Annotated in this window: 23 protein-coding genes; 10 read left to right on the top strand and 13 right to left on the bottom strand. The window is 72.9% G+C overall.

All coding sequences use genetic code 11. The features are described 5' to 3' along the window. Positions 1-2: 2 nt before the first annotated feature. Both ACZ7H1_RS24500 and ACZ7H1_RS24495 read right to left on the bottom strand, forming a co-directional pair. On the bottom strand, positions 3-452 hold the full coding sequence (locus ACZ7H1_RS24500) for a GNAT family N-acetyltransferase (RefSeq protein WP_470789638.1): 450 nt from the start codon (positions 450-452) through the stop codon (positions 3-5). Beyond that, the gene (locus tag ACZ7H1_RS24495; RefSeq protein ID WP_470789636.1) at positions 449-1,303 is read right to left on the bottom strand and encodes a helix-turn-helix transcriptional regulator; all 855 of its coding nucleotides are present in this window, start codon (positions 1,301-1,303) and stop codon (positions 449-451) included. Before ACZ7H1_RS24495 ends, ACZ7H1_RS24500 begins: the two co-directional genes overlap by 4 nt. A gap of 214 nt (positions 1,304-1,517) precedes the next feature. Here ACZ7H1_RS24495 and ACZ7H1_RS24490 point away from each other — a divergent pair, with 214 nt between their 5' ends. Beyond that, positions 1,518-2,564 carry an NAD(P)-dependent alcohol dehydrogenase gene (locus ACZ7H1_RS24490; protein WP_470789634.1) on the top strand — a complete coding sequence of 349 codons (1,047 nt, stop codon included), beginning with the start codon at positions 1,518-1,520 and terminating at the stop codon, positions 2,562-2,564. A 19-nt stretch (positions 2,565-2,583) separates the two neighbouring features. Here the strand turns inward: ACZ7H1_RS24490 and msrA are convergent, their stop codons facing one another. The 5 genes from msrA to ACZ7H1_RS24465 form a co-directional block, all read right to left on the bottom strand. Further along, positions 2,584-3,255 carry a peptide-methionine (S)-S-oxide reductase MsrA gene (gene msrA, locus ACZ7H1_RS24485; RefSeq protein WP_470789632.1) on the bottom strand — a complete coding sequence of 224 codons (672 nt, stop codon included), beginning with the start codon at positions 3,253-3,255 and terminating at the stop codon, positions 2,584-2,586. A 247-nt stretch (positions 3,256-3,502) separates the two neighbouring features. Next, positions 3,503-4,594: a hypothetical protein gene (locus ACZ7H1_RS24480; RefSeq protein ID WP_470789630.1), complete on the bottom strand. Its 1,092-nt coding sequence runs from the start codon at positions 4,592-4,594 to the stop codon at positions 3,503-3,505. Beyond that, a complete protein-coding gene (locus ACZ7H1_RS24475) occupies positions 4,591-6,273 on the bottom strand; it encodes a M48 family metalloprotease (protein WP_470789629.1) in 1,683 nt (560 codons plus the stop codon). Before ACZ7H1_RS24475 ends, ACZ7H1_RS24480 begins: the two co-directional genes overlap by 4 nt. Further along, positions 6,273-7,442 (bottom strand): hypothetical protein, encoded by a 1,170-nt coding sequence (locus ACZ7H1_RS24470; RefSeq protein ID WP_470789762.1) that lies wholly within the window; start codon positions 7,440-7,442, stop codon positions 6,273-6,275. The genes ACZ7H1_RS24475 and ACZ7H1_RS24470 overlap by 1 nt, the downstream gene beginning before the upstream one ends. A 106-nt stretch (positions 7,443-7,548) precedes the next feature. After that, complete coding sequence (locus ACZ7H1_RS24465; RefSeq protein ID WP_470789627.1) at positions 7,549-8,655, bottom strand: hypothetical protein; 1,107 nt, start codon at positions 8,653-8,655, stop codon at positions 7,549-7,551. A 185-nt stretch (positions 8,656-8,840) separates the two neighbouring features. Here ACZ7H1_RS24465 and ACZ7H1_RS24460 point away from each other — a divergent pair, with 185 nt between their 5' ends. Together ACZ7H1_RS24460 and ACZ7H1_RS24455 are read left to right on the top strand one after the other, a co-directional pair. Then, positions 8,841-9,335 (top strand): hypothetical protein, encoded by a 495-nt coding sequence (locus tag ACZ7H1_RS24460; protein ID WP_470789625.1) that lies wholly within the window; start codon positions 8,841-8,843, stop codon positions 9,333-9,335. Between the two features lie 175 nt (positions 9,336-9,510). Further along, positions 9,511-10,659 carry a cystathionine gamma-synthase gene (locus ACZ7H1_RS24455; protein WP_470789623.1) on the top strand — a complete coding sequence of 383 codons (1,149 nt, stop codon included), beginning with the start codon at positions 9,511-9,513 and terminating at the stop codon, positions 10,657-10,659. 202 nt (positions 10,660-10,861) lie between these two features. Here the strand turns inward: ACZ7H1_RS24455 and ACZ7H1_RS24450 are convergent, their stop codons facing one another. From ACZ7H1_RS24450 to ACZ7H1_RS24440, 3 genes are read right to left on the bottom strand one after another with little or no spacing between them, the layout of a single operon-like run. Further along, complete coding sequence (locus tag ACZ7H1_RS24450) at positions 10,862-11,122, bottom strand: hypothetical protein (RefSeq protein ID WP_470789621.1); 261 nt, start codon at positions 11,120-11,122, stop codon at positions 10,862-10,864. Further along, positions 11,119-11,571, bottom strand: a complete 453-nt coding sequence (locus ACZ7H1_RS24445; RefSeq protein WP_470789619.1) for a sigma factor-like helix-turn-helix DNA-binding protein — start codon at positions 11,569-11,571, stop codon at positions 11,119-11,121. The genes ACZ7H1_RS24450 and ACZ7H1_RS24445 overlap by 4 nt, the downstream gene beginning before the upstream one ends. A gap of 52 nt (positions 11,572-11,623) precedes the next feature. Next, the gene (locus tag ACZ7H1_RS24440) at positions 11,624-12,142 is read right to left on the bottom strand and encodes a MarR family winged helix-turn-helix transcriptional regulator (RefSeq protein WP_470789617.1); all 519 of its coding nucleotides are present in this window, start codon (positions 12,140-12,142) and stop codon (positions 11,624-11,626) included. A gap of 185 nt (positions 12,143-12,327) precedes the next feature. Here ACZ7H1_RS24440 and ilvA point away from each other — a divergent pair, with 185 nt between their 5' ends. From ilvA to ACZ7H1_RS24425, 3 genes are all read left to right on the top strand, one after another. Further along, positions 12,328-13,560: a threonine ammonia-lyase gene (ilvA, locus tag ACZ7H1_RS24435; protein WP_470789615.1), complete on the top strand. Its 1,233-nt coding sequence runs from the start codon at positions 12,328-12,330 to the stop codon at positions 13,558-13,560. An 88-nt stretch (positions 13,561-13,648) separates the two neighbouring features. Next, entirely contained in the window at positions 13,649-14,671 is a 1,023-nt protein-coding gene (locus tag ACZ7H1_RS24430; protein ID WP_470789613.1) for an ATP-binding cassette domain-containing protein, read from the top strand. Next, on the top strand, positions 14,668-15,513 hold the full coding sequence (locus tag ACZ7H1_RS24425; protein WP_470789611.1) for an ABC transporter permease: 846 nt from the start codon (positions 14,668-14,670) through the stop codon (positions 15,511-15,513). Before ACZ7H1_RS24430 ends, ACZ7H1_RS24425 begins: the two co-directional genes overlap by 4 nt. 109 nt (positions 15,514-15,622) lie before the next feature. On the opposite strand, the gene greA is transcribed toward ACZ7H1_RS24425, so the two are convergent. Continuing rightward, a complete protein-coding gene (greA, locus tag ACZ7H1_RS24420; RefSeq protein WP_470789609.1) occupies positions 15,623-16,120 on the bottom strand; it encodes a transcription elongation factor GreA in 498 nt (165 codons plus the stop codon). A gap of 155 nt (positions 16,121-16,275) precedes the next feature. Next, positions 16,276-16,680, bottom strand: a complete 405-nt coding sequence (locus ACZ7H1_RS24415) for a DUF4307 domain-containing protein (protein WP_470789607.1) — start codon at positions 16,678-16,680, stop codon at positions 16,276-16,278. Between the two features lie 121 nt (positions 16,681-16,801). Between ACZ7H1_RS24415 and mca the strand changes: the two genes are divergently transcribed. Further along, the gene (mca, locus tag ACZ7H1_RS24410; protein WP_470789605.1) at positions 16,802-17,683 is read left to right on the top strand and encodes a mycothiol conjugate amidase Mca; all 882 of its coding nucleotides are present in this window, start codon (positions 16,802-16,804) and stop codon (positions 17,681-17,683) included. A 2-nt stretch (positions 17,684-17,685) separates the two neighbouring features. Beyond that, positions 17,686-17,916 carry a hypothetical protein gene (locus ACZ7H1_RS24405; protein ID WP_470789603.1) on the top strand — a complete coding sequence of 77 codons (231 nt, stop codon included), beginning with the start codon at positions 17,686-17,688 and terminating at the stop codon, positions 17,914-17,916. A gap of 135 nt (positions 17,917-18,051) precedes the next feature. Here ACZ7H1_RS24405 and ACZ7H1_RS24400 read toward each other — a convergent pair whose 3' ends face one another. Beyond that, entirely contained in the window at positions 18,052-21,297 is a 3,246-nt protein-coding gene (locus ACZ7H1_RS24400; RefSeq protein ID WP_470789601.1) for an ATP-binding protein, read from the bottom strand. 345 nt (positions 21,298-21,642) lie between these two features. On the opposite strand from ACZ7H1_RS24400, the gene ACZ7H1_RS24395 reads away from it, so the two are divergent. Together ACZ7H1_RS24395 and ACZ7H1_RS24390 are read left to right on the top strand one after the other, a co-directional pair. Beyond that, positions 21,643-21,969, top strand: a complete 327-nt coding sequence (locus ACZ7H1_RS24395; RefSeq protein ID WP_470789599.1) for a hypothetical protein — start codon at positions 21,643-21,645, stop codon at positions 21,967-21,969. A 48-nt stretch (positions 21,970-22,017) separates the two neighbouring features. Further along, positions 22,018-24,102, top strand: coding sequence for a thioredoxin domain-containing protein (locus tag ACZ7H1_RS24390; protein WP_470789597.1), 2,085 nt, complete (start codon positions 22,018-22,020; stop codon positions 24,100-24,102). Positions 24,103-24,354 lie beyond the last annotated feature (252 nt).

The raw sequence follows: 24,354 nt of genomic DNA, 5'->3' as shown, positions 1-24,354 counted from the left end.
GGCTACGGCTTCCAGACGTAGCGGACGTCCGGCTCCCGCTCCTCGTTCGTGGCGCCGTCCGTCCGCTCCGCCTCGAGGAAGCCGTGCCGCTCGTAGAACCGGTGCGCGGGCTCGTTGACCTGGAAGGTCCACAGCTCCAGCCCGTCCGGCGACTCCGCCTTCGCCAGTGCCACGAACTGATCGCCCAGCCCCTGCCCGCGCCGCTCCGGCGCCAGGTACAGCTGCTCGATCACCCCGTCCTCCAGCACCATCATCCCCGCCGCGGCCCCCTGGGCGTCGCGGGCGATCCAGGCGCGGCCCGAGGGCACGATGACGTACCGGAACCAGCCGCGCACCTCGTCGTCGGTGTGCGCCCGCCGCACGGTCGCAAGCGCCGCGTCGTACGACCGCAGCCAGACGTCGGCCAGTTCGGCGGCGTCCTGCTCGCGGGCGGTGCTGAGGGTGAAGCTCATAGGCTGGCGGCCTCCGTGTCGACGCCCCACGAGGCCAGCAGGCGCAGCGCGTCCGCCGAGGGCGAGCCCGGTTCGGCGTGGAAGGCGACCAGCGACTGCTCGGCATTGTCGGGCAGTTTCAGTGTTTCGAAGGACAAGGAGATCTCACCGACCAGGGGGTGACGCAACCGTTTAACGCCATGTGCCTTGTCCGCCACCGTGTGTGCCGCCCACAGTGTCCTGAACTCCTCGTTCTTCACGGACAGTTCGCCCACCAGTGCGGACAGCTGCGGATCGTCCGGGTGGCAGCCCGCGTAGAGCCGCAGATTGCTCACGACCTCGCACGCCCGGCACTCCCAGTCCGCGTACAGGTCGATCGTGCCCGGATCGAGGAACACCAGCCGGGCGAGGTTGCGCTGTTCGGCGGGCATCGCCGCGAAGTCCCCGAACACGGCCCGCGCCATCCGGTTCCAGCCGATCACGTCCAGGCGACGCCCCACGACGTACGCCGGTACGCCGTCCATGGCGTGCAGCAGTGCCAGCAGTCCGGGCCGCACCTGCTCGGGCCGGCTGCTGGTCCGCTTGCGGCGGGCCTTCGGCTTGGCGAGGTGGGTCAGATGGGCTCGCTCCGTGCCGTCCAGGCGCAGCGCCCGCGCGATGGAGTCCAGCACCTCCGTCGACACGTTCTGGCCGTTGCCCTGCTCGAGGCGGGTGTAGTACGCGACGGACACCCCGGCGAGCTGGGCCAGTTCCTCGCGGCGCAGACCCGGTACCCGGCGGTGCCGTCCGTAGTCCGGCAGGCCCACGTCGGCCGGCCGGAGCCGGGCGCGGCGGGAGCGGAGGAACTCACCCAGTTCGGCTCGCTGATCCATACCCCAAGTATCACCGGGGGTGCGAACGGCTCCGGGGGTGAGCCTGACCCTGCCAGGGGTAGGACCGCCGGTCGTAGGCAGAGCAGGGCCCTGGGTGCGCGCGCACGGCTGCGGCATCGTTTCTGCCGTCACTGCCCGACGGATCCCGCCGCAGCGGCCGGATCCGTCATCACCGCCGCGTACGACCCGAACACCCCACGAGGAGCACCCCGGCATGTCCGTCACCTCCGTTGCCGCCTACGCCGCCCCCGCCCCGAAGGCCCCGCTGGAGCGCACCACCGTGCCGCGCCGACCGCTCGGAGCCCACGACGTCCTCATCGAGGTCAAGTACGCGGGCATCTGCCACTCCGACATCCACCAGGTCCGCGACGGCTGGGGCGAGGGCATCTACCCGATGGTCCCGGGCCACGAGATCGCGGGCGTGGTCACCGAGACCGGGCCGGCCGTCACCCGCCACGCCGCAGGCGACCGGGTCGGCGTCGGCGTGTTCGTCGACTCCTGCCGCGAGTGCGCTTACTGCCTGGCGGGGCAGGAGCAGTACTGCGCCCAGGGCATCACCGGCACGTACAACGCCCTCGGCAAGGACGGAGAGCCGACCTACGGCGGCTACTCCTCGCACATCGTCGTGGACGAGAACTACGCCGTCCGCATCCCCGACGCGCTCGCCCTCGACGCCGCCGCGCCGCTGCTGTGCGCCGGCATCACCCTCTACTCCCCGCTCAGGCACTGGCAGGCGGGCCCCGGCAAGAAGGTCGCCATCGTCGGCCTCGGCGGCCTCGGCCACATGGGAGTGAAGATCGCGGCGGCGCTCGGCGCCGAGGTCACGGTGCTCTCGCAGTCCCTGCGCAAGAAGGACGACGGCCTGCGGCTGGGGGCCACGCACTACTACGCCACGAGCGACGAGACGACGTTCGAGGAGCTCGCGGGCACCTTCGACCTGATCGTCTCCACGGTCTCCGCGCCGCTGGGCCTCGACCGGTACCTCGGCCTGCTGAAGGTGGACGGCGCCCTGGTCAACGTGGGCGTTCCGGAGGAGCCGGTCGCCCTGAACCTCTTCTCCGTCGTCAACGGCCGCAAGACGCTGGCCGGCTCGATGATCGGGGGCATCGCCGAGACGCAGGAGATGCTGGACTTCTGCGCCGGGCACGGCCTGGGCGCGGAGATCGAGGTGATCCGCGCCGACGAGGTCAACGAGGCGTACGAGCGGGTGCTCGCCAGCGACGTGCGCTACCGCTTCGTGATCGACGCGTCGACCATCTGAGCGCCGGGCGGCGGTGCGGTCAGGCGCCGGGGGCCTGGGCGATGCCGACCGGGCAGCTGACGCCCGTGCCGCCGATGCCGCAGTAGCCCGCGGGGTTCTTGTCGAGGTACTGCTGGTGGTACGGCTCCGCGGGCCAGAAGGGGCGGGTGGCCGACGGGAGGACCGCGGTGGTGATGGGGGAGCGGTGGCCGGCCGAGGCGAGGGCCTGCTCGTAGGCGGCGCGGGAGGCCTCGGCGGTCTGCTGCTGGGCGTCCGAGTGGGTGTAGACGGCCGAGCGGTACTGGGTGCCGACGTCGTTGCCCTGGCGGAAGCCCTGGGTCGGGTCGTGGGCCTCCCAGAAGACCTTCAGGAGGGTGGCGTACGAGACCTGCGCCGGGTCGAAGACCACGCGGACGACCTCGGTGTGCCCGGTGAGGCCGGAGCACACTTCTTCGTACGTCGGGTTCTCCGTGTAGCCGCCCTGGTAGCCGGCCAGGGTGGTCCACACGCCCGGGGTCTGCCAGAACTTGCGCTCCGCGCCCCAGAAGCAGCCCAGGCCGAAGTCCGCGACCTCCAGGTGCGCCGGGTACGGGCCGTCGAGCGGGTTGCCCAGGACCGTGTGGGCGGACGGGAGGGAGAACTCGGCGTGCGGGCGGCCCTTGAGGGCCTGCTCGGGGGTGACCAGCTCGGGGGTGCGGCGGCCGTACAGCATGCGGGACTCCTCGGGGCGTCGGGCGGCAGCTCGTACAACGTACGGCGCCGCCGCCCGATTCCCCGGCGGGGCGACACGGCCCAAGGGCTGTCCCGCAACCCCCCCGGCGGGCGCAGGACGCCCGCTACGGCACCTCGCTGCGTCGTCGGAACATCCCGAATGCGCCCGGTGTGCGGATGCTCCTCCGTCTTGCGATGCACCGCATCCGACGCCGTGCGCTGATCCACCAGGGGTTACGGAACAGCCTTTAGCCGAGCTGCTTCGCGCTGAAATCGCGGACCTTCGTGTACCGGTCCACCGGGTCGCCCGAGTACGTCCACGGGGCCTGCCCGATCCAGCCGTCGACGTGGCGGAACTGAGCCACCGCCTCGTCGTAGCGGTCCTGCCAGTACAGGAACCAGGCCAGCATGTGCCGCACCCGCACCACCCGCACGTCGTCCGGTGCGCACGCCGCGACGTCCGCCAGCGCCCAGTCGACCGCCGCGACGATCTCCGGCTTCTTGTAGAAGCGGTCGGGGTCGAGCCCGGAGTCGTACTGCTCCTGCTCGAAGTACGCGTACAGCGGCACGAAGGACAGCAGCTCGCCCGCGGCGCCCTGGCCGGCGGCCTCCTTCGCGAAGGACAGCGACAGCTCGTGGGAGCCCTGCCACTTGTGGCACCAGTACTGGAGGGCGTTCGTGTACGCGCTCAGCACCCGGTCGTCCCGCTTGACGATCTCCGCCCACAGGGTGCGGTACTGCTCGTGCCCGTATCCCAGGCCCAGGGCGACCGCCTGTTCCGCCAGGTACGGTACGGGGTCCGCGTCGGGGGCCATGCGCTGGGCCTCGTGGCAGGCCTCCTGCGCCTCGGCCAGCAGCCGGTGGAAGATCCGGAACTGCTCGGAGGTGGTGGCACTGGCCCGCTTGGAGCCGCGTACGTCCCACGCGACCATCACGCACGCGTCGGCGTGGACCACAGCCGCGCCGGGGTCGCCCGGTACGGCCTCCCGCCACGCCAGCAGCCAGGCGTCTTCCTTGGCGGCCTCCTCGGACAGCAGCCGGACCCGGCCCCAGCGCTCCTCCCAGTCCTCGCCGGCGGCGGCCAGCCAGGTCGCGGCGGCCCGCCAGTCGCCCGCACGGACGGCCTGCCGTACGGCTTCCTCCCCGGGCGCGGGCCGGCGGCCGTGGTCCCGGTCGAGCCGCTCGGCCGGTACGAATCCCAGCCGGGCGGCGGCCTCGGCCTGCGCGGCCCGCGCGGCGGAGGGCGAGGCGGCGGAGGCCGACTGCCGCCGGGCGCGTACCCCGCGCAGGTAGCGGATCAGGGTGTAGACGGCCGCAGCCACCAGCAGTCCAGTGATCATGGGGTTTTCCGGAGCTCCTCGGTCGGGGCGGTCGTGGCGGTCGTGGAAGGGGCGGTCGGGGCGGCGGCGAGCAGCGCGCGCAGGGGCGCGGTGTCGGGCCGGTCGGCCACGGCCGCGTCGAGGGCCGGGCCGAGGCGGTCCTCGTACCCTTCCGGCAGCCGCAGCCGGGCCTTGTCGGACCAGGACAGCTCCCAGCGCGCGGCGCCGCGGGCGGTCAGCTCCAGCACGGTCAGCCGGCGGAGCCCGCCGTGCAGGGCCGGGCGGACGAATTCGCGGGCGGCGCGGCCCGTGGCAGCCTGCGCTTCCGGCGACTTGGGCAGCCGGTCGGCGATCCGCCACAGCGCGCCCGCGTCGATGGCGTCGAGCAGGTCGGCGGCCGTGCCCGTGCCGCCGCGCTCGGCGGCGACGGCGGTGCGCAGGTCCTCGCTCTCGCGCTCCGCGTAGGTGCTCATGCTCTCGTGGACGAGGTCCGGCCAGTCCACCCGGCGCAGCCCGTGGGCCTGCGGGGTCAGGACGAACTTCTCGATCTCGGCGAGGCGGTCCTCGGGGGAGGCGAGCAGGGTGAGGGCGGGCGCTGCGGGTGCGCCGCCGGGCCCGCCGTGGTCGCCGCGGCCGTCGTCCGGCAGGGCCTCGATCCGGGTGACGCGCTCGGCGATCGGCGGGTGGGTGTCGTACGGGCCGGTGGCCTCGTCGGGCAACCGGCCGCGCATCCCGTCGAGTTCGTCCTGCCGGGCCTCGATCATGCGGCGCAGGCCGCCGAACACCTCGCCGGGGCGCGGCAGCAGGCCGGCGTCCACGCCGAGGGTGGCGTACGCGTCCATGTAGAAGTCGTGTGCGGCGTCGAGGGCCGGGGTCGCGCGCAGGGCGGAGGCGGTGGCGTCGCGGCCCGCGATCCGGGCGGCGGCGAGGTCGGCCGCGAACTCCTGGCGGCGGGCGTCGGAGCGGATGACGCGGACGTACAGCCGGGCGTAGCCGGTGTAGATCTTCGCCATGGTCCGGTAGGTGACGCCGGAGCCGGTGGTGTCGATCTTCCCGCCGTTCTTGGCCTTCTTGCCCCGGGCGGTCCGCTTGGCTGCGCGCTTCTCCTGCCGGGCCCGCTCCTTCGCGACGGTGTTGTCGGCCTTCTCCTCGAAGTGCGCGACGGTCCGCAGGACTTGGGCCTGCCCGCGGGTGACGAGCGCGCCGAGCCGGGTGTCGGAGTGGACGTAGTGGCCCAGTTCGTGGGCGATGACCGAGCGGAGCTGGTTCTCGTCGAGGCCGGCCATCAGGGAGAGGCCGAGGTACATGCGGCGCGGGCCGGGCAGCAGTCCGCCGAGCCGGGTGTCCTCGGTGACGGCGGCGTTGACGCCGGCGACGAGCACGATCTCGTCGGGGGCGCGGGTGCCGACCTGCGCGGCGAGGTCGCGGACGGTCTGCCACAGGCGGGGCTCGTCGGCCTCGCTCACGCTCGGGCCGGGCCTGTCGTCGGTGTCCTTGGGGGTGCGGAGCATGAACATGCCGCGCACGATCGGGACGGCGAGCAGGAGGGAGACGACGACGACCTTGCCGTAGACGACGGCGCTGGTCCACGTCACGGCGGCCCAGTCGACGGCGGCGAGGGCGCCGAGCATGAGGAGGCCGAGGAGGTGGAAGCCGGCGAGGAGGGCGAGGGCGCGCAGTGCGCGCAGGGTGGGGGCCATCAGAGGGCTCCGGACGCGCCGGTGCCGGGCTTCTCGGGCACGGCGGCCGCGCCCTGCTGCTTCCGCGCGGTCTTGGCGGCCTTCGCGCCGGGGCCCTTGGTGACCATCCAGGCGGCGTACCCCCGGGCCTTGTGGAACTCCTTGGCCGGGTCGTTCTTCTTGTGCCGCCACGGGTACGCCCCGCACCACGGCCCGATCAGCCGGAACTGGTGCAGCGCGGCCTCGTACAGCCCGGCCTTGGCGAGGTAGTGCGCGAGGAGGTGGCGCAGCCGGGGCAGGTCCTCGTGGTCGGCGGGTACGTCGTCCAGGGCGCGGGCGATCTGCTCCAGCAGGGCCTTGGCCCCGTCCTTGCGGACGACGGACAGGACGTTGCCGGAGCGGTTCTCCAGCTCGTGGAGGGCGTGCAGGTAGACACCGGGGAGCAGGCTGCCGGGCGGGGCCTGGCGGGCGGCGGTGGCGGCGAACTCGAGCATGGTCTCGTCGGAGCCGAACCACTTGGCGCACCAGTACTGCATGGCCTGCCAGTGGGCGTCCACGTGGTGCGGGGCGCGGGCGGTCAGCTCCTGCCAGATCTGCTGGAACTGCGCGGGGGAGTACTGGATTCCGCGGGCGGCGGTGGCCATGACGATCCACGGGCCGGGGTGCTCGGGGTCGAGGTCGGCGGCCGCCTGGGCGGCCTTCATCGCCTCGGGGAGCGCGGCCCGGAACCGGGCCATGTCCTCGTCGGGGACCTTGTTCGCGTACGCGCTGCCACGGATCGCCCAGGCCTGGTGGACCATGAGGTCCGCGCGCAGGGTGGCGGCGTCGCCGCTGCCGGGCTGCTCGGCGCGCCACGCGGCCAGCCACGCGTCGTCGGCGTCGTCGGCGATGCTCTGGAGGAAGGAGAGCCGGTCCCAGCGCTCGTCCCAGTCGGTTCCGGCGGCCGCGACCCAGCTGGCGGCCGGCTGCCACTCCCCGTCCCAGACCGCTTCGGCGACGGCGCGCCGCTCCTTGGCGCGGTACGCGGGCGGGGGCGGTCCCGGCCGGGACGGATCGAGGGCGGACTCCGGTACGAGTCCGTGCTCGGCGGGCACGAAGTCGTTGTCGATCCAGGTGAAGCGGCGGCCGTGGCGCACGCCTTGCGCCAGTACGTAGAGCACCAGGGCGGCGGGGATGAGGAGCAGGTACATGAGCACGGCCGGATCTTCCCCGGGTGTGATCACTCTGCGCAACATCTTTAGCTAACGATCTGGGTCCTCCGTGCGCAGACGGCCGCCGGGCCGCCGGGCCGCCGGTTCAGCGGGGCAGCGTGGCCGGGGAGCCGCCGTTCGCCTCGTACCCCGCCACCGCCAGCGCCCGGTACACGGCGTACTCCGCCGCCGGGTCCGCGCTGTGCGACCAGGGCAGCGCACCCACGAACCCGTCCACGTGCCGCAGTTGCTCCATCGCCTCGGCCCAGCGCTCCGCGCGGACCAGGAAGAACAGCAGCAGGTGCCGGGCGTGCGCGAGCACCGGGTCGTTCGGACGCGCCGAGTTCACCGCGTACAGGGCGCCCTCCATGGCACGCGAGACCACGGCGCTCTGGTAGAAGCCCTGCGACAGGGTGATCTCGGGCAGGTGCTCGAAGACCGCGAAGAGCGGGAGCGCGGCCAGCAGCGAGCCCTGCGGGGCCCGGGCCGCCGCCGCGTGCGCGAACGCGTCGGCCTTCTCCCGCGAGCCGTGCCACTTCTCGCACCAGTAGTGCAGCGCCGCCAGGTGCGCCCCCATGTGTTCGGGCGCGCGGTCCAGGATCTTGGCCCAGAGCTCGTTGAACTCCGGTTCCGCGTACGACAGTCCGCGGGCGATCGCCAGCTCGGTGATGTACGGGACCGGGTCCCCCGGGGAGAGGAGCGCGGCCGCACCGCACGCCGTCCGGGCCTCCTCCAGGATGATCCGGTGGTCGTCGGAGCCCACCCCGCCCGAGGCCCGCCAGGCCTGCTGCACCAGGAACTCCGCGTGCACCTGCGCACCGCCCGCGTCCTTGGGGGACTCCAGGCGCCACGCGCGCAGCCAGGCCGCGCCCGTGCCGGGCTGCTGCGCCAGCTCCAGCGCCGCCGCGCCCGCGAAGGCCTGCACGCGCTGCCAGCGGACCTCCCCGTCCTTGGGGGTGCCGGCCAGCAGCTGCGAGGCCGCCCGCCAGTCCTGGCTGCGCTGCACCAGGCCGAGCACGTCCATCAGGTCCTGGTCCGGGCCGGGGATGCGGATGTCGAGCAGCTCCTGCCGTACGAAGCCGTAGTCCGCCGGGTCGGCGGCGTCGGGCGTGCCGGGCGCGACCAGCCGCACCCCGCCGCGGCCGCGCCGCACCAAGGGGACGACGACGGCCGTGAGCATGGCCATCGCGAGCAGGAACCACAGAATCTCCATGCCTCAAGCGTTCCACATCGGCGCGGGTACCCCGGGCGCAGCCCTGCCGGTGGCCGGCCGGGGCGCCCAGGCAGGACTTAACGGGGGAATTCCCGCGCACGGCGCTGCGCAGCAACGTTTCCTCATTTTTATGTCCCCCTAACGTCATGCGCGCCGTCATCCACCCCTGAACAGGGAGCTATGCCATGCGTATGCGGAATGCTGTGACCGTGACCTTCGGAGCCTTGGTGATCGCCGCCGCACTGCCCGGTGCGGCGTCCGCCGACAACGGGTCGTTCACCTACAGCTACCCGGGCAAGACGAAGGACGTGGCCACTCAGATCGCGAAGCCGCTCGAGGACTCCTGCCACGACTTCCGCGCACTGCCCAAGGGCCAGTTCGCCGGCGAACTCGTGAACCGCACCGGCATGGTCGCGGTCGTCTTCCCGAAGGAGAAGTGCGCCGGGGACGCGGTCCTGGAGATCGGCCCGGCGGACGGCGTGGACCTCGACCTGTCCACCGACGTCAAGTCCGTCCGGTTCGTCCGGGCCGACCAGGGTCCGGCCGCCCCGGGCCTGGAGCCGGGCGCTCCGGAGGCCGGGGCCGCCGGCGAGGGCCTCGGCACGGGCCCGCACGCAGAGGGCGGCGACTCCGGCGACCACGCGAGCCTCATCGACGAGTTCCTCCACGCCTGGGGGTAGCCCCGACCCTGCCGTCGGCCGGCCGGCGGGGCCGGCCGACGGCACCCCGTGAGCGGTACGCGTGCCCCGTCCGTGTGCGGTACGCGTGCCCCGTCCGGTGGCGGCGGCCGGGGTCGGCCCGGGTTGGCCCGGGTTGGCCGCGCTCCGCCGCCCGCGGCGTCATAGGCTCTGTTCCATGAGCCACGAGCAGCAGAGTTTCGAGACCCGCGCCATTCACGCGGGCAACACGGCGGACCCGCTCACCGGCGCGGTAGTGCCCCCGATCTACCAGGTCTCCACGTACAAGCAGGACGGTGTCGGCGGGCTCCGCGGCGGATACGAGTACAGCCGCAGCGCCAACCCGACCCGCACCGCGCTGGAGGAGAACCTGGCGGCCCTGGAAGGCGGCCGGCGCGGTCTCGCCTTCGCCTCGGGCCTGGCGGCCGAGGACTGCCTCCTGCGCACGATCCTTTCGCCCGGTGACCACGTGGTCATCCCGAACGACGCCTACGGCGGCACGTTCCGCCTGTTCGCGAAGGTCGTCTCCCGCTGGGGCGTGGAGTGGTCGGTCGCCGACACCTCGGACCCGGCGTCGGTGCGGGCCGCGATGAACGACCGTACGAAGGCCATCTGGGTGGAGACCCCCTCCAACCCGCTCCTCGGCATCACCGACATCGCGGTGATCGCCGACATCGCGCGCACGGCGGGCGTGAAGCTGGTCGTCGACAACACCTTCGCCTCCCCTTACCTGCAGCAGCCGCTCGCGCTCGGCGCGGACGTGGTCGTGCACTCGCTGACGAAGTACATGGGCGGCCACTCGGACGTGGTCGGTGGCGCGCTGGTCACCGCGGACGCGGCGCTGGGCGAGGAACTGGCCTACCACCAGAACGCGATGGGCGCGGTGGCCGGGCCGTTCGACTCGTGGATCGTGCTGCGCGGCATCAAGACGCTCGCGGTGCGCATGGACCGCCACAGCGAGAACGCGACCCGCGTGGCCGACATGCTGACCCGGCACCCGAAGGTGACGCGGGTGCTGTACCCGGGGCTGCCGGACCACCCGGGGCACGAGGTCGCCGCCAAGCAGATGCGGTCGTTCGGCGGCATGATCTCCTTCCAGGTCGCGGGCGGCGAGGAGGCGGCGGTCGAGGTGTGCAACCGCGCGCAGCTCTTCACGCTCGGTGAGTCGCTGGGCGGCGTGGAGTCGCTGATCGAGCACCCGGGCCGGATGACGCACGCGTCGGTGGTCGGGTCGGCGCTGGAGGTGCCGTCGGATCTGGTGCGGCTGTCCGTGGGTATCGAGAACGCCGATGATCTGCTGGCGGACCTGACGCAGGCGCTGGGCTGACCCGTCGCCTCCGGCGGGGCCGTTCTGCCGGTCCCGCCGCCGCTGGCCCCGTCGGGGTCCCGGCCCCTGTGGGCTGCGGGCCCGGCGGGGCTTTCCTTTGCCTCCGGCGGCGCCTCAATCGCCGGCGGGGCTGAATTTGGCGGGTGCCGGTCGGAGCGCCGGGCCTTGGACCTGGCTTCCGCTGCCTCCGGCGGCGCTGGGGTTATGGGGACTCGAAGGGTGGGGTGGTGGTGGAGGGCGGGGGGAGCCAGGGGTAGGTGAGGGCGGCCCAGACGACGAAGGCGACCGTCGCCACCGTCAGGAGGAACCAGCCCGCCCGGTGCAGTGCCCGGCGGCGGCGCAGCAGGCGTACGCCGCGCTCCGCCGCCCGGCGCGCCAGGTCCGCCGGGACCGGCGGACGCGGGCCCTCCAGCAGCTCGCGGACCTCGGCCTCCCGGCGCTCCGGAAGCGGCGCCCCGCTCATCGCGGCACCCGCGACCGCAGCACCGTCATCGCCCGCGCGTACAGCACCCGGACCCGCTCCGGCGGCAGCCCCAGCTGCGCCGCGGCCTGCTCCTCGGCGACCCCTTCGTACAGGCGCAGCACGAGGACGAGCCGCTGCCGCGGCGACAGCCGCGACAGCACGCCGCCCTGGCCGCGCCGGTAGCGCCAGGCCGACCGTGCGAAGGCGGCGCACAGTTCCTGGCGGGCGTGGTCGTACGGATCGTCGCCGCGCAGCCGTGCCCAGTCGGCGTACGTACGCGCCAGTGCGCCCGCGAGGAGCTCGCGCGCGCCGGGGTTCGCGTCGTCCGGTTCCGTGGTCAGCAGGGTCGCGGCGTGCAGCATCCGCCCGGCGGCTCCGGCGACGAAGGCCTCGAACTCCCGGTCCCAGCGCGCGTGGTGCTCACCCGAGCGTGCCGTCACCCTCCCCATATGGGGGCAGCGGCGACGGCCCGGTCAAGAGGTCGGCCGGGACGTGTGGCCGTCAGGACGCGTGGCCCGGCTCCGCCGGCTCGGGCGCCGCAGCCATCCGCTCCGACAGCGAGAGGTTGAAGCGGGTCAGCAGTGTCGTGAACGACTCGCGCTCCGCCTCCGACCACCCCTCCGTCACCTGTGCCATCAGCGCGCGCCGCGAGGACCGTACGTCCTCCAGCCGGGCCAGGCCGCGCGGGGACAGGGCGAGGACGACCGCCCGCCCGTCCTCCGGGTGCGAGGTCCGCTTCACCAGACCGGTGTCGACCAGCGGCGCGACCTGCCGCGTCACCGTGGACGAGTCGATGCCCATGCCCGCCGCGAGTGCCTTCACGCCCATCGGACCTTCCAGGTCCAGCCGGTTGAGCAGCAGGTACGCGGCGCGGTCCATCGAGTTGCGGGCCTGGCCGACGCCGCCCAGCCGGGTCTGCTCGGCGCGGCGGGCGAAGACCGCCACCTGGTGTTGCAGGGCGTCGAGAAGGCCGGCTTCGGTGTCGGCCGGCACGTCAGGATGGGCCGGGGTGGAGGGCATGGCCAGGGGCTCTCTTCATGCAAGGGGCGACAAGGATGGGGGACAGAGTACGCGGCCCGGGTGCGGCCCGTACCGCGCCTGCACAATCCCGCGCAATCTCCCGGGAGGCCGCCCCGCAGCGGCCCCGCAGCCGCTCCCGCCGTCCGTCTCGCGCCGCGCCCGCGCCCGGCTGGGAGACTGGCGGCATGAGCTACGGACTGCCCACCCCGATCCCCTCCGTCATCATCGACGACGTCCGGGGCGCCGCGAAGATGTTGTCCGGCGTCGCCCGGGTCACGCCGATGGAGGGCAGCCGTCACCTCTCCTCCCTCGTGGGGGCTCCGGTCCACCTGAAGTGCGAGAACCTCCAGCGGACCGGATCGTTCAAGCTCCGCGGGGCGTACGTGCGCATCGCCGGGCTCTCGCCCGTGCAGCGGGCCGCCGGAGTCGTCGCCGCGAGCGCCGGCAACCACGCCCAGGGCGTCGCCCTCGCGTCCTCCCTGCTGGGCGTGCACTCCACCGTCTTCATGCCGGTCGGCGCCCCGCTGCCGAAGGTCGCCGCGACCCGCGACTACGGAGCCGAGGTCCGGCTGCACGGGCAGGTCGTCGACGAGACCCTGGCCGCCGCGCAGGACTACGCGGACCGCACGGGCGCGGTGTTCATCCACCCGTTCGACCACCACGACATCATCGCGGGCCAGGGCACGGTCGGGCTGGAGATCCTGGAGCAGTGCCCGGAGGTGCGCACGATCGTCGTCGGGATCGGCGGCGGCGGGCTCGCCGCCGGGATCGCGGTCGCGGTGAAGGCGCTCCGCCCGGACGTGCGGATCGTGGGCGTCCAGGCGGCGGGCGCGGCCGCGTACCCGCCCTCGCTGGCCGCCGGGCACCCGGTGTCCATCGACGAGCCGGTCACCATGGCGGACGGCATCAAGGTCGGCCGCCCCGGCGACGTCCCCTTCAGGATCATCGGCGAGCTGCTGGACGACGTGCGCACGGTCGGCGAGGACGCGCTGTCCACGGCGCTGCTGCTGTGCCTGGAGCGGGCCAAGCTGCTCGTCGAGCCGGCCGGGTGCAGTCCGGTCGCCGCCGTGCTCAGCGAGCCCGAGCGGTACGGCGCGGGACCCGTCGTCGCCGTGCTCTCCGGCGGGAACGTCGACCCGCTGCTGCTCCAGCGCATCCTGCGGCACGGCATGGCCTCCGCGGGCCGCTACCTCTCGCTGCGCCTGCGGGTCTCCGACCGGCCGGGCGCCCTGGCGGGGCTGCTCGGGGTGCTGTCGGTCGTCGACGCCAACGTCCTGGACGTGAGCCACGTACGCACCGATCCGCGGCTCGGGCTGACCGAGGTGGAGGTGGAGCTGCACCTGGAGACCAAGGGCCCGGAGCACTGCGCCGAGGTCGCCCGGTCCCTGCACGCGGCCGGATACAAGGTCATGAGCTGAGTGCGGATTTCGCAGTAGCCGGGGCGGAGTACGGCGTACGCCCATACGATTTGCATAGGAAACACCCGATTGAACTGGGAGAATCCCTATGCCAGGCGCCATCTACGCCGAAGGTCTGGTCAAGACCTTCGGCGATGTACGGGCACTGGACGGCGTGGACCTCGATGTACCCGAGGGCACCGTTCTGGGCCTGCTCGGTCCGAACGGGGCGGGCAAGACCACGACCGTACGCGTCCTGACCACACTCCTCCAGCCCGACAGCGGCCGCGCGGTCGTCGCCGGGATCGACGTGCTCAAGCACCCCAACGAAGTCCGCCGCTCGATCGGCCTGTCCGGGCAGTTCGCCGCCGTGGACGAGTACCTGACCGGCCGCGAGAACCTCCAGATGGTCGGCCAGCTCTACCAGATGAGCGCCAAGGCCGCGAAGGCCCGCGCGGTCGAGCTGCTGGAGCGGTTCAACCTCGCCGACGCCGCCGACCGCACGGCCAAGACCTACTCGGGCGGCATGCGCCGCCGCCTCGACCTCGCCGCCGCCCTCGTCGTCAGCCCGCCCGTCATGTTCATGGACGAGCCGACCACCGGCCTCGACCCCCGCAACCGGCAGGCCCTGTGGGACGTCATCGAGGAGCTGGTGGCCGGCGGCACCACCCTCCTGCTCACCACTCAGTACCTGGAAGAGGCCGACCGCCTGGCCCACGACATCTGCGTGGTCGACCACGGCCGCGTCATCGCCCGCGGCACGTCCGACCAGCTCAAGGCCCAGACGGGCGGCGAACGCGTCGAGGTCGTCGTCCACGAGCGCGCCCACATCCCGACCGCCCGCGAGGTGCTGCACACCTTCGGCAAGGGCGAGACCACCGTCGAGGAGCACACCCGCAAGCTCATCGTCCCCGTCACCGGCGGCGCCAAGCTGCTCGCCGAGGTGATCCGCGACCTGGACGCCCGGGGCATCGAGATCGACGACATCGGGCTGCGCCGCCCCACCCTCGACGACGTGTTCATCTCGCTCACCGGCCACGCGGCCGCGCTGGCCGAGGAGGAGAACGGCGCCGCGGGAGTCCAGGAGAAGGAAGACAGAGGGCGCAAGGCGCGGAAGGAGACCACCACGTGACCGCCACCGGGCTCGCCGCCCCGCGTCCGCGCGGAGGCATCGTCCAGTCGGTCAACGACTCACTGGTGATCGCCAAGCGCAACCTGATCCGGATGTCCCGCATCCCCGAGATGATCATCTTCGGCGTCATCCAGCCGGTGATGTTCGTCGTCCTCTTCAGTTACGTCTTCGGCGGCTCGATCAGCGTCGACGGCAACACCTCGCCGGAGGCCTACCGCGAGTTCCTCATGGCCGGCATCTTCGCCCAGACGGTCACCTTCGCCACCGCGGGCGCCGGCGCGGGCATCGCCGACGACATGCACAAGGGCCTCATCGACCGCTTCCGCTCGCTGCCGATGGCGCGGGGCGCGGTGCTGACGGGCCGCACCCTCGCCGACCTCGTCCAGACCACCCTGACGCTGGTCGTCCTCGCGATCGTCGCGCTGATCGTCGGCTGGCGCACCCACACGAGCATCGGCGAGGTCCTGGCGGGCTTCGCCCTGCTGCTGCTCCTCGGCTACGCCTTCTCCTGGATCGGCGCGCTGATCGGACTGTCCGTACGCACCCCCGAGGCGGCCACCTCGGGCGGTCTGATCTGGCTGTTCCCGCTGACGTTCATCTCGAACGCCTTCGTGCCCTCGGAGAACATGCCGACCTTCCTGAGGCACATCGCCGAATGGAACCCGTTCAGCGCCACCGTGCAGGCGGCCCGCGAGCTGTTCGGCAACCTGCCGCCCGGCTACGAGGCACCCCAGGCCTGGCCCATGCAGCACCCGGTGATCGCCTCGATCCTCTGGTCCGTGCTGATCATCGTGGTCTTCCGGACCCTGTCCGTCCGCAAGTACCGGTCCGCGACCGTCTGAGCCCGGGCACTCGCGTATGCACGCGCGCCGGCACGCCGCACCCGTGCCGCGCACACGGAGGAGCCCCCGGCCGACCGGCCGGGGGCTCCTCCGTGCATGCTGCGGGTGATCAGCCCGTGTACGGCTTGACGTCGAGGATCCGGACCGAGGCCTTCTTGCCGTTCGGCAGCTCGTACTCGGCGTCCTCGCCGGTCTTCTTCCCGGCCACGCCGCGGCCCAGCGGGGACTGCGGGGAGTACGTGTCGATCTCCGTGGAGGCGTACTCGCGCGAGGCCAGCAGGAAGGTCATCGTGTCGTCCGGGTCGCCGTCGAAGGCGATCGTGACGACGGTGCCGGGCGCCACGGTGCCGTCGGACTCCGGGGCCTCGCCGACCTTGGCGCTCTCCAGGAGCTGCGTCAGCTGGCGGACCCGGAGCTCCTGCTTGCCCTGCTCCTCCTTGGCCGCGTGGTAACCGCCGTTCTCCCGCAGGTCACCCTCCTCACGGGCCGCAGCGATCTTGGCCGCGATCTCCGTGCGTGCGGGACCAGACAGGTACTCCAGCTCGGCCTTGAGCTGGTCGTAGGCGTCCTGGGTCAGCCAGGTGACGCTCTCGCTCGTCTGGGTCACAGGTGCTCCTCGTCGGTACATGGAATACATAGCCACCAGGGGTGGGCGAAACCACGAGCCTAACAATTCAGGCGGAAAAGGGGGAGGACGCCAAGCGCATGAAGTGCGCCGCGCGCCCCCGCTCACCCCTCCGTGGGAGGACCCGGAGCTCCCGGTCAGCGGGCCTGGCAGCCGACCAGTTCGACCGTCGTGGCGCGGGCCGTCGTCTTCAGCGTCACCGTCTCGTCGATGCGCTTGCTCTTCTGGTCGAAGGAGAAGTCCGCGCGGCCCACGTCGCCGTGGTCCACGTCCTGCGCATTGAGGGTGCACACACCCTTCGTCGCCGCCTCGTCCTTGCGCACGTGGAGCTGGACCTTGATCTCGGAGTCCGAGACCACCTCGAACGTGATCAGCTCGCCGCTCACGGTCTGACCTGCGACGTAGTCGTAGCCGATCCAGCCGACGAGGCCCAGCAGCCCGACGCCGAGGACCGAGCCGATGATCTTGAGCTTGCGGTCCGCCCGCTCGTCCGCCGAACGGCCGTAGCGGCCCTCGGGCGCGCTCTCCCGCACCGCACTCATCGACCGATCCTTTCCCGCAGGCTCTTCCGGATTGCGGACCTGGGCCCACAGGAATTTTCCGCCCCCCGATTCGGTCACTATAGAAGCCGTCCACCCCGCACCATCACCGAGGGATCGAGTCTTGACTGAGCAGCTTCGACTGATGGCCGTCCACGCCCACCCCGACGACGAGTCGAGCAAGGGCGCGGCCACCATGGCCAAGTACGTGTCCGAGGGGGTGGACGTGCTCGTCGTGACCTGCACGGGCGGGGAACGCGGCTCCATCCTCAATCCCAAGCTCCAGGGCGACAAGTACATCGAGGAGAACATCCACGAGGTCCGCCGCAAGGAGATGGACGAGGCGCGCGACATCCTCGGCGTCAAGCAGGAGTGGCTCGGCTACGTCGACTCCGGCCTGCCCGAGGGCGACCCGCTGCCCCCGCTGCCGGAGGGCTGCTTCGCACTGGAGGACGTCGACGAGGCCGCAGGCCGCCTCGTGCGCTCCATCCGCACCTTCCGTCCGCACGTCATCACGACGTACGACGAGAACGGCGGCTACCCGCACCCCGACCACATCATGACCCACAAGATCACGATGGTGGCCTTCGAAGGTGCCTCGGACGCCGCGAAGTACCCCGAGGACGAGTTCGGCGCGGTCTACCAGCCGATGAAGGTCTACTACAACCAGGGCTTCAACAAGCCGCGCACCCTCGCCCTGCACCACGGGCTGCTGGAGCGGGGCATGGACTCGCCGTACGGCGAGTGGCTCGACCGCTGGAAGGAGTTCGAGCGCAACGAGCGCACGCTGACCACGTACGTCCCCTGCGGCGAGTTCTTCGAGATCCGCGACAAGGCCCTGATCGCGCACGCCACGCAGATCGACCCGGACGGCGGCTGGTTCCGCGTACCGCTGGAGATCCAGAAGGAGATCTGGCCCACCGAGGAGTACGAGCTCGCGCAGTCCCTCGTCCCGACATCCCTCCCCGAGGACGACCTCTTCGCGGGCATCCGGGAGAATGCGTAGCTATGAGCGCTACGCAGGCACTGATCCAGCTCGTCCCGCTGGCCGGGGACTCCTTCGACAAGAACAAGGTGACCCCCGGCATCCTGGGCTTCCTCGTCTTCGCGGCGCTGGCCGTGGGCGTGTGGGCCCTGATGAAGTCGATGAACCGGCACATGGGCCGCGTCGACTTCGAGGAGGCCCCCGCCGCGGACGCGCCGGCGTCCGCGGCGTCCGCGGACCCCTCCCGGGCCTGACGCCCGCCGGCCGGCGCCCGCGGCCCTTCCCGGGCCGCCGCCGGCGCCCGCGGCCGTCCTCCCCTCCGGGCCTGACGGCCCTGCCGCCACCCGGCAGGGCCGCCCCTCCCGGCTGCCCGCGTGCACGCCCTGCGGCTACGGCGCGCCCGGGACGCCCATCACCTCACGGGCATGTCGGTTCGGGGTGAGGCCCAGGCGCCACGCCTGCCAGCCCTGGCCCGGGTCCACGCCGCGCTCCAGGGCCACCGCGTACGCGTCGAGCGCGTCCGACAGCTTTCCGTCACGCGCCGCGTGACCGGCCGCCGCCACCGCGGACAGCTCCGCCCGCGCCGTCGCCGCGCCCTCCTCCACCGCGTACGGCAGCAGCGTGCAGCGCAGGAAGCGCGCCCAGTCCCCGCCGCGCGCGTCCGCGTACGACGCGAACAGCGCCGCGGCTTCGTCGCACAGCGACAGCGCCTGCGCCACCCGCGCGTTCCCCGCGTCCACGACCGCCAGCTCCAGGCACGTCCACGCCTCGCCGTGCGCCAGGCCGATCCGCCGGAAGTCCGCCCGCGCATCCACCAGCAGCTGCCGGGCGAAACCGGAATTGCGCAGGTTGCCCGTCTGCGCGGCCCGCAGGTCCCGCGTCACGCGGCCCGAGTGGTGGCGCGCACACGCCAGCCCGTACACGTCCCGCATCCGCGAGAACATGGTGCGCGCCCGCTCCAGCTCCCGGACCGCCTGGTCCCGGTCGCCCCGCTCCTCCAGCGCCTGGCCCAGGTAGTACAGCGTCCACGCCTCGCCCCGCGCGTCCTCCGACTCCCGGTGCCGTGACAGGGCCTGCCGCAGCCCGTCCACCGCCGGACCCGCGTCCCCGGCCACCAGCCGGGCCCGCGCCAGCTCCGTCAGCGCCCACGCCGCCGCCCGGCCGTCCCGCGTCTGCCCCGCCAGGTCCAGCGCCCGCCGCAGCGCCGCCTCCGCACCGGGGACGTCCCCCATCCGTACGAACACCTGGCCCAGCTGGAAGTGCGCCCAGCCCTGACCGTGCAGCGACTCGCTCTCCCGGTGCAGCTCCAGCGACTCGACCAGCAGCGACCTCGCCTCCGCGAGCATCGCCCGGTCCCGCTCGACCGCCGCCAGCGCGTGCAGCGTCCACGCCCGGTCCGCCGCCAGCTCCTCGCCCGCCTGCAGCGCCAGCGCCTCCCGCAGCTTCGCCGCCGCCTCCGTCAGCTGCCCCTGGTGGTGCAGCGTGATCCCCAGCGAGCACAGCGCCCGCGCCGCCCCCGCCTCGTGGTGCGCCTCGAAGTACAGGTCCACCACCGACGTCAGCGTCGACCGCGCCGTGTCCAGCTCGCCCAGCTGCCGCGCCGCGATGCCCGTACGCCACTTCACCGACCGGGCCAGCAGCCCCTGGTCCACCGCCTGCGTCAGCTCGTTGATCTCACCCAGCCGGTACAGGTCGCCCCGCAGCAGGCAGTAGTCGCACAGCGCGCCCAGCAGGTCCAGCACCGCCCGCTGGTCCACGCCCTCCGTGTGCCGCAGCGCCGCGGTGATGAAGCTCGACTCGTCGTCCAGCCAGCGCAGCGCCGCGTCCAGCGACACGAAGCCGTGCCCCCCGAACCGATCCGCCCGCGTCGACGTCTTCCCGTCGACCATCCGGATCACCGCGTCGGCCAGCTGCGCGTAGTTGCGGATCAGCCGCTCCTGGGCCGCGGCGATGTCCTCCCGGTCCTCCTCCGCCAGCAGCTTCACCGCCGCGTACGAGCGCACCGAATCGTGCAGCCGGTACCGGTCCCCCCGCACGTGGTCGATCACCCCCGCGCGCGCCAGCCCCGCCAGCAGCCGCAGTGCCTCCGGCTCCGAGGTCTCCGCCAGCGCCGCCGCGGCCGCCGCACCCAGCGACACCCGCCCCGCCAGCGACAGCCGGCGCAGCATCCGGCGCGCCGGCTCCTGGAGATGCGCGTACGACAGGTCCAGCGCCCGCTCGGTCACGTCGAGCGAACCCAGCCGCTCCGCCAGGTGCACCTCGAACCGCCGAGACGTGTGCGTCCCCAGCAGCGGGCCCGTCAGCCGCAGCGCCAGCGGCAGCCCTCCCGTGAACCGGAAGATCGACACGAGCGCCTGCTCGTCGTACACACTGCTCTGCGTCTCCTCGACGGCGCCCCGCAGCACGGCCTCGGCATCGGCCTCCTCCAGCGGGGCCACCTCCAGGTGGTGCACCCACGCCGCCACCTCCTCCGGCAGCTCCAGCCGCTCCCGCGCCGTCACCAGCACCAGGCTGTCCGAGCGCTCCGGCACCAGCAGCCGCACCTGCTCCGCATCCACCGCGTCGTCGAGCACCACCGTCACCGGCAGCCCCCGCAGGTGCTGGTGGTACAGCTCCGCCAGCCGCCGCACCTGCTGCTCCGCCGAGGACCGCTCCCGGAACAGCAGCTGCTCACGCGGCGCGCCCAGCCGGTTGAGCAGGTGCAGCAGTGCCTCCCGCGTCGGCAGCGGGGTCTCGCCGCTCAGCGACCCGCCCCGCAGGTCCACCACGCACGCCCCGCGGAACTGGTCCCGCAGGTGGTGCGCCGCCCGTACGGCGAGCGAGGTGCGGCCCGCGCCCGGATCCCCGTGCAGCACCACCACCACGGGCCGGGTCTCCGTACTCGCCCGCGCCGCCTGCACCCACTGCGCGATCCGCGCGATCTCGGCCCGCCGGCCCAGGAACGGCCCCGCGGCCTCCGGCAGCTGGCCGAACGACTGCTCCAGCACGCTCCGGCGCCGGGCATCCGCACTCCGGTCCGCCCGCCGCAGGACCGGAGTCCCGCCGGCCGTGCCCGTCGTGCCGTTCGCCCCTGCCGCGCCCGACGAGGAGACGCGCTTCACCGGCGGCCGGGCCGTCGTCACCGCCCGCTGCCGGTCCAGGAACGGCCGGATGCCCCGCACCTCCAGCGCCGACAGCCACTGGAGCCGCAGCTGCTCGGTGCCGCCCGGCTGGCTCAGCGCGCCCGCCCGGCGGTGCGCGGCCGGCCAGTGCGTCGCCGTCACCTTCGCGACCGTGGCGGCCGCCCCGGCCACCGCGACCACCGCTCCGGCTCCCAGCGCGGGCCCGGCCGCCATGCCCAGCGCCAGGTCCGCGCCGAAGGCCGCCGCGGCCGCAACCGCAGTGGCCAGAGCGGCCGTCGAGGTGTTCCCGCGGCGGAAAGCCTCGCCGAGCGACTGCTCCCCGGCCGCGTCCTCGTCCAGCGCCCGGGTCCAGGCCTCGTACTCGGGCGCGGCGGTGGCGGCCATGGAGTCGAGCGCCTCACGCGCCCGCACCAGCAGCGCCGTCTGCTCCACCCGTCCCCCGGACCGCCGCACCTCCTCCTCCACGGCCCGCACCACCACCCGCTCGGCCTCCCCGCGATGCACGTCACGCATTCGCATCCCCTCCGCCGTCAGCCCGTCAGGAGGAACCAGTTTCCTGCCGGATCCCCTTTTGCGCGAGGGAATCCTGTGCAGAACAAGGGGAGTTGAGGAAGCTCAGAGCTTTCCCCGTCGATTCCGTCGGGCGCCGCCGTAACCCGATGGACTGCTAATGCGTTAGATCGATCATCGGAAATGCTCACGGACGGCTCGACACCACGGCCCGCCGAGGACGTCCCGATCCCGGTGGCGTCTTACGCCCGTACGTCCGATCATCACCGCTCCGAGGGTCTGCGGATTCCGGTCGGGGAAAGGCGAGTTGCTCGTTTACCCGGACACCGGTGCACCGGTGCACCGGTCGTGGGCGTGGGCGTGGGCGTGTGGCAGGCGATCGTCAGCCCTGGCGAGTGGCGTGCGGTCTGCGCGACCTCCTCGGCTGGAAGCCTCTACAAGCAGTTGCTGTTCCCCGCCGATGGCTTCGGCAGGGTGCGCCTGCCCGAGCCGATCCGGCTGCGGTGGCAGTCGGGGGAGGTGGCGCTCGACGAGAAGAGGAAGGTGATCGCCTCGGTGTCCACCCGTCTGAAGGTCAAGCCGGGCGAGAAGGGATGCCGGATCCGGGACCACTCCCGTGTGGTCCCGGTGTGGAAGTGGGCTGATCGCATCAAGGCCGCCGATCCGGCGGCATGATGGCCCGGTCGCGGGGCCTGTCTCATCGGGTGCGGCAGGATGGGCGCCATGCCGAATCGCCTTGCGCACGAGACGTCTCCTTACCTGCTCCAGCACGCCGACAACCCGGTCGACTGGTGGCCCTGGTCGCCGGCAGCCTTCGCGGAGGCCCGGGAGCGCGGGGTGCCGGTTTTGCTGAGCGTCGGGTATTCGAGTTGCCATTGGTGTCATGTACTCGCCACCGAAAGTTTCGAAGATGAGCTGACCGCCGCGTACATGAACGAACACTTCGTCAACATCAAGGTCGACCGCGAAGAGCGCCCCGATGTCGACGCCGTGTACATGGAGGCCGTGCAGGCCGCCACCGGGCAGGGCGGGTGGCCGATGACCGTGTTCATGACGGCGGACGCGGAGCCGTTCTACTTCGGGACCTACTACCCGCCCGAGCCGCGGCACGGAATGCCGTCCTTCATGCAGGTGCTCGAAGGCGTGCGGACCGCGTGGGTCGGGCGGCCGGCGGAGGTGGCCGAGGTGGCGCAGAAGATCGTGCGCGACCTCGCCGGGCGGCAGCTCGACTACGGGAAGGCCGGGGTGCCGGGGCCGGAGGAGCTGGCGCAGGCGCTGCTCGCACTGACGCGGGAGTACGACGCCGCCCGCGGCGGCTTCGGCGGGGCGCCCAAGTTCCCGCCGTCCATGGTCGTCGAGTTCCTGCTGCGCCACTACGCCCGTACCGGCGCCGAGGGCGCTCTGCAGATGGCCGCCGACACGTGCGAGGCGATGGCCCGGGGCGGGATCTACGACCAGCTCGGGGGCGGGTTCGCGCGGTACTCGGTGGACCGGGAGTGGGTGGTCCCGCACTTCGAGAAGATGCTCTACGACAACGCGCTGCTGTGCCGGGTGTACGCGCACCTGTGGCGGAGCACGGGGTCCGCGCTCGCCCGGCGGGTGGCGCTCGAGACCGCCGACTTCATGGTGCGGGAGCTGCGGACCCGCGAGGGCGGGTTCGCGTCCGCGCTCGACGCGGACAGCGAGGACCCGGCGAGCGGGGCGCACGTCGAGGGCGCGTACTACGCCTGGACGCCGGCGCAGCTGCGGGAGGTGCTCGGGGAGGCCGACGGGGAGCTGGCCGCGGCCGTCTTCGGTGTCACGGAGGAGGGGACGTTCGAGCACGGGAAGTCCGTGCTCCAGCTGCCGCGGCGGGAAGACGAGCCGACGGCCGACGGGCCGGGGGCCGACGGCGAGCGGATGGCGGGCATCCGGGCCCGGCTCCTGGAGGCGCGGGCCGCGCGGCCCGCGCCCGGCCGGGACGACAAGATCGTGGCGGCCTGGAACGGGCTCGCGATCGCCGCGCTCGCCGAGTGCGGGGCCTACTTCGACCGCCCCGACCTGGTCGAGCGGGCCACCGAGGCCGCGGACCTGCTGGTGCGGGTGCACTTCGACGTGGCGGCGGGCCGGGCGCGGCTGGCGCGGACCAGCAAGGACGGGCAGGTCGGGGCGAACGCCGGAGTGCTGGAGGACTACGCCGACGTGGCCGAGGGCTTCCTCGCGCTGGCGTCGGTGACCGGCGAGGGCGTGTGGCTGGAGTTCTCCGGCTTCCTCCTCGACCTGGTCCTGGACGGGTTCGTCGCCGAGGACGGCACGCTCTACGACACCGCGCACGACGCCGAGCGGCTGATCCGCCGGCCGCAGGACCCGACCGACAGCGCCGCGCCGTCGGGCTGGACGGCTGCCGCCGGTGCGCTCCTTTCGTACGCGGCGCACACCGGCTCGGAAGCGCATCGCGCGGCGGCGGAGAAGGCACTCGCGGTGGTGCACACGCTGGGGCCGCGCGCCCCGCGCTTCATCGGCTGGGGCCTCGCGGTGGCGGAGGCGCTGCTCGACGGGCCGCGCGAGATCGCGGTCGTGGGGCATCCGGAGGATCCGGCGACGGCCGCGCTGCACCGGACGGCGTTGCTGGGGTCTGCTCCCGGGGCTGTGGTGGCGGTCGGGCTGCCGGACCCCTCGGGGTCCGGGGAGGCGGAGTTCCCCCTTCTGGCCGAGCGCACACTCGTACACGACCGTCCTGCGGCCTACGTCTGCCGGCATTTCGTCTGCACGCGGCCTACGACCGATCCGGCCGAACTGGCGGGCCAGTTGGGTCCGGTTCGCCCCTGAAGGCCCCGGAACATCACAACTCACCGCGATCGCACGCATGTTCAGAAACGCAGTTTTTATCTGAGGACTTCTGACTTTCACTTTCTCTGTCTAGTCTCGGGTCCTCGGAACGACAGGGGGTCGTGTCCGAGGGTGCGCACTGGGGGGTGCGCCGAGGGGGGAATACGGGGGCGGCGGGCCGGGGGGCCCGCCCTTCGCCCCCGGGGGGCGTGCGGCGCGGTCGGGCATCGGAGCCCGGTCCGCGGCGTACTC

The sequence above is a fragment of the Streptomyces sp. NPDC037401 genome, from assembly GCF_055602345.1.
The sequence above is the reverse complement of the archived record's forward strand: the minus strand, read 5'-3'. Positions and strand labels throughout refer to the sequence as shown.